Genomic DNA, 13,700 nt, shown 5'->3' on the forward strand with positions numbered 1-13,700 from the left:
CCGCCGCTTCCGCCTCACCAGTCGGCCCGCTCAGCGTCGCCCTCGATCTTGCTCCATCCGGCCGTTTCCGTCCCCAGGAGATCCGACCTCAACCATACCTTGAACCAGGTCACGTCCAGGAAGGTGAAGGGGGAATATTTCAATCTTGGATCCCCGTAATACGGCCCATGGTTGGCCGGGTCGTTCAAGTCGCCTTTGGAGTTCTTTATCCCTGCCGAATTGTTGATGACTCTGATCATCACGTCCGGGTCCAGGGCGGTCATCAGGCCGGTGAGGAAGCCCCCCGCATCGCCGGCATGGGCGTCCTTCAGGAGGTCCTTCAGGGTGGTACCTAGATGGATGGGCGTCTTCGGCCCCGGGCCGTCCGGGTCCCAACCTCCGGCCCGCTTCAGGAGTTCCTCGGTCAGTTGCGGGTTCTGGCTCTGGGCCCGGCCCACGATGGCCCCGTCCAGGTTCTGCAGCAGCTCGGTAACGAAGGCCCGTCCACCCGCCGTGGACAGGGCGCCGTTGACGGCATCCGCCAGCGCTTGGGGGTCCAGGTTCTGCAGCAGGGCGATGGTCCAGTCGGCATTGGCGTTCATCTGCTGCGCGGTGGCCGCCCCGTCCAGGTTACGCAGGAGATACTCCACCAGGGTAGGATTGGAGTTGAGGCCCTGTGCGGCCGCCCTGGCTGTGTCCGCGTTGAGGTTCAGGATGAGCTGCGTCAGGAAGCCGTCCATGTTGTAGGGCGGAGTGTTCATCACATCCACTATCACCTGAGCGAAATCGGCGGTGGTGGCGGAGAGCATGGTCTCGAGGAAGGAGGGGCTGAGGTTGAGGGAGTTCTCGTTGAGCCCCGCGGCCACCTCTTTTCCTACAAAACCGTTGAGGTTGGGGACCAGCTGCTCCATGAGCTCCGGGTTGGCGTTGAGGCCCGCCGCCAGCTCCACCCCTACCGCCTGGTTGAGGTTGGCCATGAGCTGCAGGCTCAGATCGCTGGTGTTTTGGTTGAGCCCTTCCGCGATGGCCATTCCCACCTCGGGAGCCAGGTTCTCCACCAGGGGCCTGATGATTCCCGGGTTGAGGTTAAGGGCCTCCGCTATGCGCTTGCTGGTGGTCCCGTTGAGGTAACGGGCTACGGTGCGCGCCGTGTCCGGGTTGGCGTTCATGCCCTCTGCCACCGCTTGGGCCGCGGCCGCGTCCAGGTTGGCCAGCACGCCGGCCACGAAATCGGGGTTCTCGTTTATGGCCGCAGCCAGTATCTCCGCGTCCGTGGCCAGGATCAGGGACTTGATCATGGACTGGGCGGTGGGCTGGGCGGCGTCGGCATTGATCCCCTCTGCCGCCGCCTGGGCGATGCCCTCGTTCAAAAGGGGTATGAGCCCGGCGATGAGGGCGTCCGCGGCGCCGGAATTGAGTATGCCCGCCAGCACCTGGGGGTCCGCCGTAGAGAGCACGGTATCCAGGAGGGCCGGGTTGGCGTTCAGGGCCTGCGCCGCCGCCTGGGCCACGTTGTTGGGCAGGATGGCCAGCAGGGTGGGCACGAAGGTTCCCGAGAGGTCCAGGGCATGGGCAATGGACGACGCGTCCAGGGCATTGGTCAGGTTGATCATCAGGTCGGGGTTCTGGTTGGAGCCCTGGAGCATGGCCGCCACGGTCCCCGGGGCTATCCCCTCCACCACACCGGTGAGGAAGGAGGGCGCCTGGGCCAGGGCATAGGCGATCTGCGCCCCATCCAGGTTGGAGAGTACCGCCCGCACCAGTGCCGGGTTGGTCTTGAGAGCCTCGTTTGTGATCTCCGCCAGCGCCGGATCCAGGAGGGGCAGCAGCCGGGTCACGAGGTCTGTGTGCTCGCCGAGGGCCGCCCCTATGGCCGCCGTGTCAATCAACGGGAGCACCTTGGTGAGCAGAGTGCCGTTGTTGAGCATGGTGGCCACCAGTTCGGGAGATATTGCGTCCATCACCTGGAAGACGAAATCCGGGTGGGCGTTGGCGATGCCCGCCACCCAGGCCGGGTCGAGGGCCTTGAGGAGCCCGGAGGTGAAGGGCGAGGAATTGTTGGCCGCCGCCGCCAGCACGGCGGGGTCCAGAGCGGCCAGTAGGCGGTTCATCCAGGCCGCGTCGTGGGCGGTTACCGCCAGCACGTTCAAGAGCAGGTCGTCGGAAAGATAGCCTAAAAGATCCGCCGTGGAGTCGGAGTTGGCGTTGAGCACGGAGGCGATGGTGGCCGGGTTGAGATGGGCCATGAGTCGGGATATAAAAGTCGACCGGGCGTTCATACCCGCGGTCAGGACCCGCGGGTCGAGGTGTTGTAGGAGCCCGGAGACGAAGCTTCCGTTGGCGTTCACCACCTCCGCGACCACCGCGGTGTCCAGGTAGCCCATGAGGCTGGACACCAGGGTCGGGTTGGCGTTCATGGCCCCGGCCAGCACCGCCGGGTCCAGGTAACCTATGAGCGCGGTGACGAAGGCGCCGTTCTCGTTGACCGCCTGGGCCAGCACGGCGGGGTCCATTGCCGCGGTGGAGGCGGTGAGGAATTCCCCGTTGGCGTTGACCGCATCCGCGACCACCTTGGGGTCCAGATAGCCCACCAGGGCGGTGACGAAATCCCCGCTCGCGTTGACCACCGAGGCGATGGCCTCGGGGTCCAGGTAATCCATGAGGGCCAGGGTGAAATCCTGGGAGCGGGGGTCGTTCAGGGCCGCGGCCAGGGTCGCCGGGTCCAGCTCCGAGAGGAGGGCGGCCACGAACTCCTGGTTCTCGTTGACCGCCTGGGCAATGAGCTTGGCACCCTCCTCCCCCAGCTCGGCGAAGAGGTCGCTCATCATGTTGGGGTTCTCCCGGAGGGCCTCTGCCAGCTTAACCGGGTCCAGATTGGCCAAAAGGCCGGAAAGGTTACTTTTACTGGATAGGACCTTCCCGAGGAGGGGGCCGGCGGGGTTCCGGGAGGGGATAAGGGCGAGGGCACCGACGGCGATGGTACCCACCAGAACGATGATCACCAGCTGATTGATCGCCTTCTGGACTGAAGCCCTGAGCATCCCGGCCTCGCTTCCGTCTTCAGCCTAGCCCTCTACCCTCTCACCCGCTCCCGCTCGACTCTCCCCGTTCACCCTTACCCGCCGAGGATTCCTCCCGCCGGCCTCATTGGGATTTCGAACACAAGTTCAACTGCCTTCGAGAGGCCGCTCATGCCCTAGTTTACTTCGCCTCTGGTTTAATCGATTCCTCTGCAGCCCGAGGTCTTTTTTCTTCGATCCTTTTGATTCCTTCGGCGATAGTATATAAGAATGGCTAAATTATATGAAGCTCAAAGCAATATGCCAAGCCCTTTTTTTGCATCTTTTTTACAAAGCTGTAACAAAACCGTAACATACGGGTCGCTTAGGGTTGCCGTATCCGAGGTGGCGCGCTCCCTTTCTCTAACCCCTCCGGGAGAGAAAAGCCCCCGTACGGGAAAGATACGGTGTCACTCATGTTCTCCCGGCCGCTCGTGACCGCTCCCCGCTCCCTCAGTCGTTTCACGGCTGCAGGGCACCCACGGCAGCTGTGCCCCCTTCCCTGCTCGACCAGTACATGGCCCGCTCCACCACAAGAGGTAGGCTCGAGGACACGCGCACGGATGCGTCCCGTCCGGGATCAACATCATTGGCGGATACCGTGTAACGAGCTCCGGCGGGGATGGTCACCGGGTGGTCCCTGGTGGTCCCGTCGGTGCGCATGAAGGTGACCACGGCATGTGCCAGATCCCCGGAGGCGTTGTAGAGGAGCACGTACTCCTCGAAACCGTGGGCCGTGGACCCCTCGGCCAGGTACCAGGTCCCAGCGGCGGTGAGGGAACCGGGACTGGCATGCCCCCCCGCCCGGGAGCGTGACTCGCAGGGCCAGTACATGGCCCGCTCCGCCACCACCGGCACGTCGCTCCTCACAAACACGGAGACGTCGTTCCCGGGCACCACGTCGGCCACGTTGACCGTCTTCCTCGCCCCGGGTTCCACGGAGACTGTCCTCCGCGCCCCCGTCCCGTTCTGGAGCCTGAAATCGAGGATCACCGCGGCGGCGTCCGGGTTGGGATTCTGGATGAGCACGAACTCCTCGAACCCGAAGGCCGTGCAGCCCTCCGCCAGGTACCAGGAGATGGAGGAAGAGGGGACTCCCAACGCCCCGTGCCCTCCGTCCCTCCCTCCCCAGTACATGGCCCGCTCCGCCACCACCGGGCCCGTGGCGTGCACCTTGGTGGAGACCTCGCTCCCCGGCACGAGGGCGTTGACGTTCACCGTGAGGCGGGAGTGGGCGGCCATAGGGAAGGTGTAAGGCGGGGTGGGGCCGTCGGAGCGCATGAAGGTCACCTCCACGTCCACCGGGCTGGGGTTGGGGTTCTGCACCAGCACGTATTCCTCGAAGCCGAAGGCCGTGCACCCCTCGGCGAGGTACCAGTCGTAAAACGCCGCGCTGGCCCCGGTGGAGGCGTGTCCGTCGGTCCTCCCACCCCAGTACATGGCCCGCTCCGCCACCACCGGGCCCGTGGCGTGCACCTTGGTGGAGGCCTCGCTCCCCGGCACGAGGGCGTTGACGTTCACCGTGAGGCGGGAGTGGGCGGCCATAGGGAAGGTGTAAGGCGGGGTGGGGCCGTCGGAGCGCATGAAGGTCACCTCCACGTCCACCGGGCTGGGGTTGGGGTTCTGCACCAGCACGTATTCCTCGAAGCCGAAGGCCGTGCACCCCTCGGCGAGGTACCAGTCGTAGGCCGGCTGAGGCTGGGTGGTGTTGCGGAAGACGGTCACCGAGTGCTCCCCGCTCACCGTCCCGCCCCCGTCCACGGCTTTAACGCTGACCTCGTGGGTCCCCTCCCGCATCCCGGAGAGGTCCCAGGAGGAGAAGGTGTGGGAAACGGAATAAGAAGCGGTGGGTAGGGTGTAGGTCTCCTCCAGCTCGCCGTCCACCCAGAGCTCCAGGTACTTGATGGCCACGTTGGCGGAGGAGGCGTCGGCGGACACCTTCCCGGAGGCCGGGTAAGAATAGTCCTCGGGTGAGGTGACGGACACCAGCGGGACCCGCAGGGAGGCGAAGAGGTCCAGGAGCCCCCATCCGTATTCCTCGTCGTACCCCGGCGTCCCCAGGTCCCTCGCCCCGTCGCGCAAGCGCCTCCAGACCTCCTCGGGCGTGGAGCCGGGGTACTCCGCCAGCACCAGGAGGGCCGCGGCGGACACGTGGGGGGTGGCCTCGGAGGTGCCGCTTCCCCTGGAATAGCTGTCCCCGAGGTCGGTTCCCCATATCCCTTCACCCGGAGCCACCAGGTCCACGCTGCCGTTGTGGTTGGAGAAATAGGAACGCTTCCCGTCCTGGCCCACGGAACCCACCCCGATGACGTAGGTGAGGCCCGCCGGGTAGTCGACCAGGGTGGTACCCTCGTTCCCCGCCGCCGCGGCCATCACGCAGCCCAGGGCGTGGGCATATTCCACGGCGTCCTGCAGCATCTTGGAATAGGTGGAGGAGGTGAAGCTCATGTTGATCACCGAGGCGCCGTGGTTGGCGGCATGGTACACGGAGTTGACCACCGCGTCCAGGCTGCCCTGGCCCTGTCTGTTGAGGGCCTTGACGGGCATGATGCCGGCGTACCAGTCGATGCCGGCGATGCCCCGGAGGTTGTTCCCGTTGGCACAGGCGATGCCCGCGACCATGGTCCCGTGGCCGTCGTCGTCGGCGGGATAGGGATCGCCGTTCACGTAATCGTAGCCGTTGGAGAGGATGCGGCCGGCAAGGTCGGAGTGGGAGAAGTCGATGCCCGTGTCGATGACCGCCAGGGTGAGGGAAGACGAGCCCCTTTGCAGGTCCCAGGCGGCATCGGCGTTCACCCCGTAGGCGTCCCAGAGGTTCCACTGCTGGGGATACCGGGGGTCGTTAGGGGTGGTGACCGCGGCCCGGAAGACCAGGTTGGGCTCGGCGGTCCTTACCAGAGACGAGGAGAGCAGCCTGCGGCACGCTTCCAGTTCTCCCAACCCGGCACGGAGGCGCAGGCGCAGCACACGGCGGACGGGCTGGGCGGCTATCCGGCTGAGGACCTCCGCCGGGTCCTCCCCCAGGAGGGAGGAGAAGGCACCCAAGAGGCGGGAGGCGTTGAAGAGGGTCGGGTCGGAGAGCTCCACCGCCACCTCCCCGGGGAGGTAGGAACCGGCCGGATAACGATGGGGGTTCAGGTCCTTGAGGAGGGCCGCTTTGGCCGCCGGGAGGGTCTCTCCGCCCTTTCCCGCGACCGGGCTCCCGGCGGAAACCCGCCCGCCTCCGGACACGGGCAGCGCGAGCCCCGCCGCCACGAGAATGATGACCAACAGGAAAGCTGCCGCCCTGGTCACTCTACCACGCCAGCTCCGTTCCGCCTTCAAGTCTTGCCTCCCTCCTCCACGGGCGGATGCCTTCTGACCGACGGCCCGGTCCCCAGCCCCTCTGCTCCCCGGTCCCTACCCGAACCGTTCATGATTTTATCGGCCAGGAGGCGTGAAAACTTACCTCGCCGGGCCCCGAAGCGGCGCCCATCCCCACGCTTCCCGCGGCGCATCCATCCCCGCGAGCGTCGTCGATCTCATGCGCCGAGAAATGGAGCCGACATCCGTAAGGATCGCGAAGCGCTCCCGACCCTTGAAAATTGGCATATCCTACCATCTGCCGCTCCCACTCGATGGATGACAGCCTGCCTTAACACCCATTCCTACCGGCCGGGGATAGACGGGGAGCATGGGGAATTCATTCACGAGGCCGTGGGTCGGGCCGCAGAGTCAGTCCCCCGTCACCCTCCTGATCTCCGCTCCCAGTTTGGAAAGTTTTTCCTCCAGCCTCTGGTACCCGCGGTCGATATGGTGTATGTCCAAAACTTGTGTCTCCCCCTCGGCGGCCAGCCCGGCCAGCACCAGAGCCGCCCCGGCGCGCAGGTCGGTGGCGCAGACCTCGGTCCCGCTCAGCTTTCTCCCTCCCCGCACGATGGCGTGGTGCCCCTCGATGGTGATGTCGCAGCCCATGCGGTTGAGCTCGTCGACGAACATGAAGCGGCTCTCGAAGACGTTCTCGGTGACCACCGAGGTCCCGTAGGCCAGGCTCAGAAGGACCATGATCTGGGGTTGCATGTCGGTGGGAAATCCCGGGAAGGGAAGGGTGGCCACGTCCACCGCCCGGTAATCCCCTCCCCCCCTCACGCGCAGGTCATCCTCCCCTTCCTCGACCTCCACGCCGGCGGCCCGCATCTTCTCCAGGGGGAGGGCCAGGTGTTCGGGGCGCACGCCGGTGATGGTCAGATCCCCCCCGGTGACCGCCGCGGCCACGGCAAAGGTCCCGGCCTCGATGCGGTCCCCGATGACCGTGTGTTCCGTCCCCCTGAGCTCCGCGCCTCCCTCCACCTCCAGGACCGGTGTGCCGGCACCGCCTATCTCCGCCCCCATGGAGACCAGGAAAGCGGCCAAGTCCTGGATCTCGGGCTCGCGGGCCGCGTTCTCGATGACCGTGGTACCTTCCGCCCCCAGGGCGGCCATCATGAGGTTCTCCGTGGCCCCCACGCTGGGGAAATCGAGGACGATGTGCCGGCCCCGCAGGCGGGAGGCCCGCGCGTACACATAACCGTGCTCCGTGCTTATCTCCGCTCCCATCTCCGCCAGGCCCCGGAGGTGCATGTCGATCTTACGCGAGCCGATGTTGCAGCCCCCGGGAATGGCCACCTTGGCCTCCCCGAAACGGGCCACCAGGGGACCCAGGACGACGATGGAGGCCCGCATGCGGCGCACCAGGTGGTAGGGGGCCTCGCGCCCGGCGAACTCCCCGGCCCTCACGCGAATGGTGTCGTCCTCCCATCCCACCTCGGCCCCCAGGTGGCGCAGCACCTCGGCCATGATCTCCATGTCGGTGATGTGGGGGACATTATGGATGACGCACTCCTCGGGGGTGAGCAGGCTGGCGGCCATGAGCTTGAGCACGGAGTTCTTGGCCCCGCACACCCTGACCTCACCGCGCAGGGGCTTTCCCCCGACGATGACGAACCTTTCCTCTCCAGCGCCCATTCCGTCCCTCTCCCCTCCTCCAGCGCACATCAATGCGGTCTTAACCATTATCCGGGTGGTCACCTCCCTCCCGCAACCCGGGCGCGGGGACGGAAAGGAGCTCATCCCCGTGAAGCAAACCGATCAGGAAGGATGAAAACAAAAGCGGGGTTCAGCCGGAGCGGAGGCGTTCCAGGCGCGCCTCCTCCTTGCGTACCAGGGACTTCTTCACCTTCTTGAGGCGGAAGATGTCCTCGCGCATGCGCTCCTCGAGGCTCATCTCGATGAACTTTATCTGCTCGTCGAAGTCGGGGATGACGATGTTCTCCAGGGCGTTCACCCGCCGGTTGGTCTTGCGCAGCTCCTCGCCCAGCCGGCGCAGGCGGGTCTCGATGTCCGCGCTCTCGATGATGACGTCGATTATCTCCTCGAACTTCTCCGCCGCCGAGTCTACCCGCCCGGAAACGCCGGTCACGGCGTAGCCCCGCTTCAGGGCGTTGCGCATGGTGCTCTGGCCCTTGCGGATGACCGGGATGGGCACCCCCATGACGTGGGTACCGGTGATGTCCACCAGCACCTCACCCTGGGAGGCGAAGGAGGCCGACCTCACGGCCGGGCCCCCGTCCTTGGCCTTGGCCATGGCCAGGTCGTACTGGGCGTCGGCGGTCACCCTCTCCAGGCGCAGGGAGAGGCGCATGGTCTCGTCGATGATGGGCATGAACTCCTGCAGCAGGGCGTCGCGCTTCTTCTTGAGCAGGTTCATGCCCTGCTCGGCGAGGGAGCGGTTGGCCCTGCGCTTGAGGAGTTCGCTCCGCGTGGGGTGGACCTGCTCCACTTCACCTCTCCTTCCGGCACCTGCGCTCCGTCCCGCGGCCTCAGCTCTCCGAGGCCGTGAACTCCTGGGCGGACTCCGGGTTGTAGTACTTCTCTATGTACTCGGTCTTGATGCGCTTGATAGCCTCCTTGGGCATCATGCTCACCAGCTTCCAGCCCAGCTCCAGGGTCTGCTCCAGCTCCCGGTTCTCGTCCTTCTGGTCCAGGTAGTTCTGCTCGAAGGCGTCGGCGAACTTGAGGGCCAGGCGGTCCATGTCCGTGAGGGCCTCCTCACCAACGATGGCCACCAGGCGCCTGAGGTCCACGCCCTCGGCGTAGAAGGCGTAGAGTTGGTCGGCGAGGCCCCGGTGGTCGCCGCGCGTCCTGCCCTCCCCGATGCCCAGGTTCATGAGCCGGGAGAGGCAGGGGAGCACGTCGATGGGCGGGAAGATGCCCTTGCGGTGCAGCTGGCGGGAGAGGACGATCTGGCCCTCGGTTATGTACCCCGTCAGGTCCGGGATGGGGTGGGTGATGTCGTCGTCGGGCATGGTCAGGATGGGCACCTGGGTCACCGATCCCGGTTTGCCCTTGATACGGCCCGCCCGCTCGTAGATGGAGGCCAGGTCGGTGTACATGTACCCGGGATAGCCGCGGCGTCCCGGCACCTCCTCGCGGGCGGTGGATATCTCGCGCAGGGCCTCGCAGTAGTTGGTCATGTCGGTGAGAATGACCAGCACCTGCATGTCGTGCTCGAAGGCCAGGAACTCGGCCACCGTCAGGGCACAGCGCGGGGTGAGCAGCCGTTCCACGGTGGGGTCGTCGGCCAGGTTGAGGAAGAAGACCACCCGTTCCAGGGCCCCGGAGCGGGCGAAGCTCTCCTGGAAGAAAGCCGCCTCACGGCGGGTGATGCCCATGGCGGCGAAGACGATGGCGAACTCCTCGCCTCCCAGGATCTTGGCGTTGCGCACGATGGCCGCGGCCAGCTCATTGCCGGGCAACCCCGCTCCCGAGAAGATGGGGAGTTTCTGTCCGCGCACCAGGGTGTTCAGCCCGTCGATGGCCGAGATGCCCGTCTGGATGAAGTCGCGGGGCTCCTCGCGGCTCCAGGGGTTGATGGGGGAACCGGTGACCTCCCGCTCCTCCTCGGGGAAGACCTCCGGGCCACCGTCTATGGGCTGGCCCATGCCGTTGAGGATGCGCCCCAGGAGGTTCACCGTGCAGGGCATCTTGGCCACCTCGCCGCTGAAGCGCACCTTGGTGCGCTCCACGTCCAGTCCCGCGGTGGGCCCGAAGACCTGGACCACGGCCAGCTCCCCGTGCAGCTCGATGACCTGCCCGTACTTCACTGAACCGTCGGCGGAGTGTATCTCCACCATCTCGTTGTAGGCGGCGCCCTTCACCTTGCTCACGAAGAGCAGGGGGCCGGCAACTTCCCCCACCGTCCGGTATTCGGTGGTCGCCAGGAAAGCTCTTCCGTCAGCCATTCTCTATCACCCGTTTCCGTCGGTTGCCTCTTCTTTTCCTTCACATCCCTCGGACCCGCAGCGGCCCCCTACCACTCTCCCAGGGAGCGCAGCTCCCGCTGCACCCTCTCCAGGAGGTCGGTCAGCTTCTCCTCCGCCTCCTCGGAGGGGATCTCCTTCATGCGCGCGATCTCGTTCTTGATGGGGTGCTCCGTGGCCTGGCGCAGCGGCACCCCTTGCACCAGCACCTCCTCCAGGCAGTCGTAATAGGTGAGGATGACCTTGAGCATAAGGTACTGCTTGCGCAGGGAGCAGAAGGCGTCCACGTCCGAGAAGGCGAACTGCTGCAGGAAGTCCTCGCGCAGCATGCGGGTGGTCTCCAGGACCGCCTTGGCGAAATCCGGAAGGGCGTCCGGCCCCACCAGCTGCACGATCTCCTGCAGTTCCACCTCCTTCTGCAGGAGGCTCATGGCCTTGTCCCGCAGGGCCCTCCAGTCCTCGGCCACGTTCTTGGCGTACCAGTCCTGTATCTGGTCCAAATACAGGGTGTAGCTCTTGGTCCAGGAGATGGCCGGGAAATGCCGGCGGTAGGCCAGGGAGGTGTCCAGGGCCCAGAAGGCACCGGTGATGCGCAGGGAGTTCTGGGTCATGGGCTCTGAGAAGTCGCCGCCCGGCGGGGACACCGCCCCTATGGCGGTTATGGAACCCACCCGGTCGTCGCTCCCCAGGCACACCGCCCTCCCGCAGCGCTCGTAGAAGTCGGCCAGGCGGGTGGCCAGGTAGGCGGGGTACCCCTCTTCGCCGGGCATCTCCTCCAGGCGGCCGGAGACCTCGCGCAGGGCCTCGCCCCAGCGGGACGTGGAGTCGGCCATGAGGGCCACGTTATACCCCATGTCCCGGTAATACTCGGCCAGGGTGATGCCGGTGTAGATGGAGGCCTCGCGCGCCGCCACCGGCATGTTCGAGGTGTTGGCCACCAGGATGGTGCGCTGCATGAGGGGGACCCCCGTCTTGGGGTCGATGAGGTTGGGGAACTCGGTGAGGACCTCGGTTATCTCGTTGCCCCGCTCCCCGCACCCTATATATATAACTATGTCCGCGTCGGCCCACTTGGCCAGGGTGGTCTCGGTCACCGTCTTGCCGGTCCCGAAGCCCCCGGGGATGATGCTGTAGCCGCCCTGGGCGATAGGGAAGAAGGTGTCCAGGATGCGGGTCCCGGTGATGAAGGGGACGGTGGGCTTCTCCTTCCGCTTCACCGGACGGGCCACGCGGGCCGGCCAGGTCTGGTACATCTTAATCTCCGTGCCGTCCTCGAGGACCACCACCGTTTCGTCCACGGTGAACTCCCCTTCTTTGACCTCCGCCACCCGGCCGGAGATCCCCGGGGGGACCATGATGCGGTGGACGATGTGGGCCGTTTCCTGGACCTCACCCACCACGTCACCCTCCATCACCTCGTCTCCCACGTCCACCACGGGCTGGAAGCCCCAGCGGCGGTCACGGGGGAGGGCGTCGGTGGACACGCCGCGGACCACGAAGTCCCCGTATCGCTCGGCGATGTCCGTGAGCCGCCTCTGGATGCCGTCGTAGATGGAGGTGAGCAGGCCGGGTCCCAGCTCGAGAAGCAGGGGCTCCTCGGTGCACAGCACCTTCTCCCCCACCCGCAGCCCCGAGGTGTCCTCGTATACCTGCACGATGGCCGTGTCCCCGTCCAGGCGGACGATCTCGCCTATGAGGCCCAGCTCCCCCACCTTGGCGATGTCGTACATCTTGGCGCCGGACATGCCCTCGGCGCTGACCACGGGTCCGGATACCTTGACGATGGTTCCCTCGATCATATGCCTACACTCCCCGTTCTCAAGCCTTCGCGACTTGCGTTCACAATCTCCATTCTGGACTCCCGGAACACCGCCTTCAAGCCGCCCGTCATTCTCCCTCCCGGGCCCTCAGGGTGATGTCGAAACCGATGGCGCGGTGGATGAGGCGGGCCAGGTAGGCCCTTCTCTCCCCGGCCATCTCCACCGTCTCCTTGATGGGCAGGGGGATGACGATGGGCCGGTATACGCTGTCGATCTTCTCCTGCGTCTTCTCGTCGATGGCGTTGTAGAAGCTCTCGTTGACCGCCAGTATCCCGGCATCTGGGTCGTCCAGTAGGGCCTTTATCTTCTCCCTGGCCTCGTCGGCGTTCTCCACCTCGATGACGCTGACCCCCGCCAGGCGGAAGCCGTCGGCGGTCTCCGGGTCGGTGATCACGATGGCCTTGTACATGCTATCACCCTCTAGCTGTGCCCTCCCCGGACATCTCCTCCCAGAGGAAGAGCTCCTTGCGTATCTGGGATTCGATGAGGCCTATGCTCTTGCCCCGCATGATGATGCGCAAGTTGGTAATTTCCAGGTACTTCCTCCACATGTAATGGATGATCACCCCGATCCCCAGGGGATCCCTGGCCATCCCCAGGCACCTGCGGATGAGGTTCTTCTGCAGTTCGTCCTCGAAGGCCCCCTCCCCCTTCTCGTCGAAGCTCCTCCAGGCCGCCTGCAGGGGTGCCCGGTACTCCGGGAAGCGCCGCAAAAGTCCCTGGTAGACGTTCTCCGGCTGGCCCAGGGCCATCAGGCGGGCGAACTCGGCGGGGTCCTCCAGACTCCCTCCAGGGACGAAGAAGTCCTCCGCCCGGGAGGCCTCCAGCTCCATGCCGCAGATGCGCATCAGGGTGACCAGGTTTATGGAGTCCACCTCCAGCCTGACCACCTCCCGCACCAGGGAGGTGTCGGGATCCCCGCCCCCGAGCTCCCCCGCAACGTGCTGGTAATGGAATCTGTCCAGGGCCAGTTCCAGGATGGAGAGGTCGTGCTCTCTTAAGTATTCCACGAGGTGCTCCCGCACGGCTCGTCCGTAGGGGATGGGCCATTCCATGCTGAAGATCACCACGGCATCCAAGGCCGCCCGCAGATCGGGCTGGTTGACGATCTCCTGCAGCACGGCCTCGTCCAGAAACCCCACGGGCACCAGTATGCGCATGATCTCCTGTTTGGGCACCAGGGCCCGCATCCCGCGCATGACCGTCTTCAGGTTGTAGAGGTCCCAGCGGGAGAGCAGGATGTTGACCAACCGGAGGGGTTTGCCGACGAAGAACTCCTTGATCTTCCCGAAGTTGCGTACCAGGTTGCGGTTGAAGGCACGGTCCACGACCGTTGGCCGGGCCCCCTCGAGCACGAAGTGCTCCAGGTCCTCCTGGTACTCCGTCTCCTCCAGGACCCCCAGGGCCCGGTTGTAGTCCGGTGCCGCCAGGAGCTCGCGGAAGACGGAGGGCTCCAGCAGGCGCGAGGTCATGGCCCGCACCCTGGCGTTGGCGTAACTGTAATCCTTGATGGGAACCTGAACCATGGGCAAACTCTCCGCCCTTCTCCAGAATGAAAGAGGGGG

General features: G+C 65.6%; 8 protein-coding genes. All 8 read right to left on the bottom strand.

Features of this window, described 5'->3' with window-relative positions:
- Nucleotides 1–14: 14 nt before the first annotated feature.
- Entirely contained in the window at nt 15–3,020 is a 3,006-nt protein-coding gene (locus H7007_RS04570; RefSeq protein WP_287153427.1) for a hypothetical protein, read from the bottom strand.
- Nucleotides 3,021–3,500: 480 nt separating this feature from the next.
- Nucleotides 3,501–6,362, bottom strand: coding sequence for a S8 family serine peptidase (locus H7007_RS04575; protein WP_287153429.1), 2,862 nt, complete (start codon nt 6,360–6,362; stop codon nt 3,501–3,503).
- A gap of 390 nt (nt 6,363–6,752) precedes the next feature.
- Nucleotides 6,753–8,021 carry a UDP-N-acetylglucosamine 1-carboxyvinyltransferase gene (gene murA / locus H7007_RS04580; RefSeq protein ID WP_287153431.1) on the bottom strand — a complete coding sequence of 423 codons (1,269 nt, stop codon included), beginning with the start codon at nt 8,019–8,021 and terminating at the stop codon, nt 6,753–6,755.
- A gap of 151 nt (nt 8,022–8,172) precedes the next feature.
- On the bottom strand, nt 8,173–8,835 hold the full coding sequence (locus H7007_RS04585; protein ID WP_287153432.1) for a V-type ATP synthase subunit D: 663 nt from the start codon (nt 8,833–8,835) through the stop codon (nt 8,173–8,175).
- 40 nt (nt 8,836–8,875) lie between these two features.
- Nucleotides 8,876–10,297: a V-type ATP synthase subunit B gene (locus tag H7007_RS04590; RefSeq protein ID WP_287153433.1), complete on the bottom strand. Its 1,422-nt coding sequence runs from the start codon at nt 10,295–10,297 to the stop codon at nt 8,876–8,878.
- Between the two features lie 68 nt (nt 10,298–10,365).
- A complete protein-coding gene (locus H7007_RS04595; RefSeq protein WP_287153435.1) occupies nt 10,366–12,114 on the bottom strand; it encodes a V-type ATP synthase subunit A in 1,749 nt (582 codons plus the stop codon).
- Between the two features lie 88 nt (nt 12,115–12,202).
- Nucleotides 12,203–12,544, bottom strand: coding sequence for a V-type ATP synthase subunit F (locus H7007_RS04600; RefSeq protein ID WP_287153437.1), 342 nt, complete (start codon nt 12,542–12,544; stop codon nt 12,203–12,205).
- 4 nt (nt 12,545–12,548) lie between these two features.
- Nucleotides 12,549–13,661: a V-type ATPase subunit gene (locus H7007_RS04605; protein WP_287153439.1), complete on the bottom strand. Its 1,113-nt coding sequence runs from the start codon at nt 13,659–13,661 to the stop codon at nt 12,549–12,551.
- Nucleotides 13,662–13,700: the final 39 nt, after the last annotated feature.

Origin of the sequence: Candidatus Solincola tengchongensis (genome assembly GCF_015711935.1) — a bacterium.
In the GTDB taxonomy this organism is placed as follows: domain Bacteria; phylum Actinomycetota; class Geothermincolia; order Geothermincolales; family RBG-13-55-18; genus Solincola_A; species Solincola_A tengchongensis.

Bases quoted from the DNA above. Each gene is read 5' to 3' on its own strand.
- H7007_RS04605 (WP_287153439.1), bottom strand. From the start codon at position 13,661: ATGGTTCAGGTTCCCATCAAGGATTACAGTTACGCCAACGCCAGGGTG.
- murA (WP_287153431.1), bottom strand. From the start codon at position 8,021: ATGGGCGCTGGAGAGGAAAGGTTCGTCATCGTCGGGGGAAAGCCCCTG.
- H7007_RS04570 (WP_287153427.1), bottom strand. From the start codon at position 3,020: ATGCTCAGGGCTTCAGTCCAGAAGGCGATCAATCAGCTGGTGATCATC.
- H7007_RS04595 (WP_287153435.1), bottom strand. From the start codon at position 12,114: ATGATCGAGGGAACCATCGTCAAGGTATCCGGACCCGTGGTCAGCGCC.
- H7007_RS04590 (WP_287153433.1), bottom strand. From the start codon at position 10,297: ATGGCTGACGGAAGAGCTTTCCTGGCGACCACCGAATACCGGACGGTG.
- H7007_RS04600 (WP_287153437.1), bottom strand. From the start codon at position 12,544: ATGTACAAGGCCATCGTGATCACCGACCCGGAGACCGCCGACGGCTTC.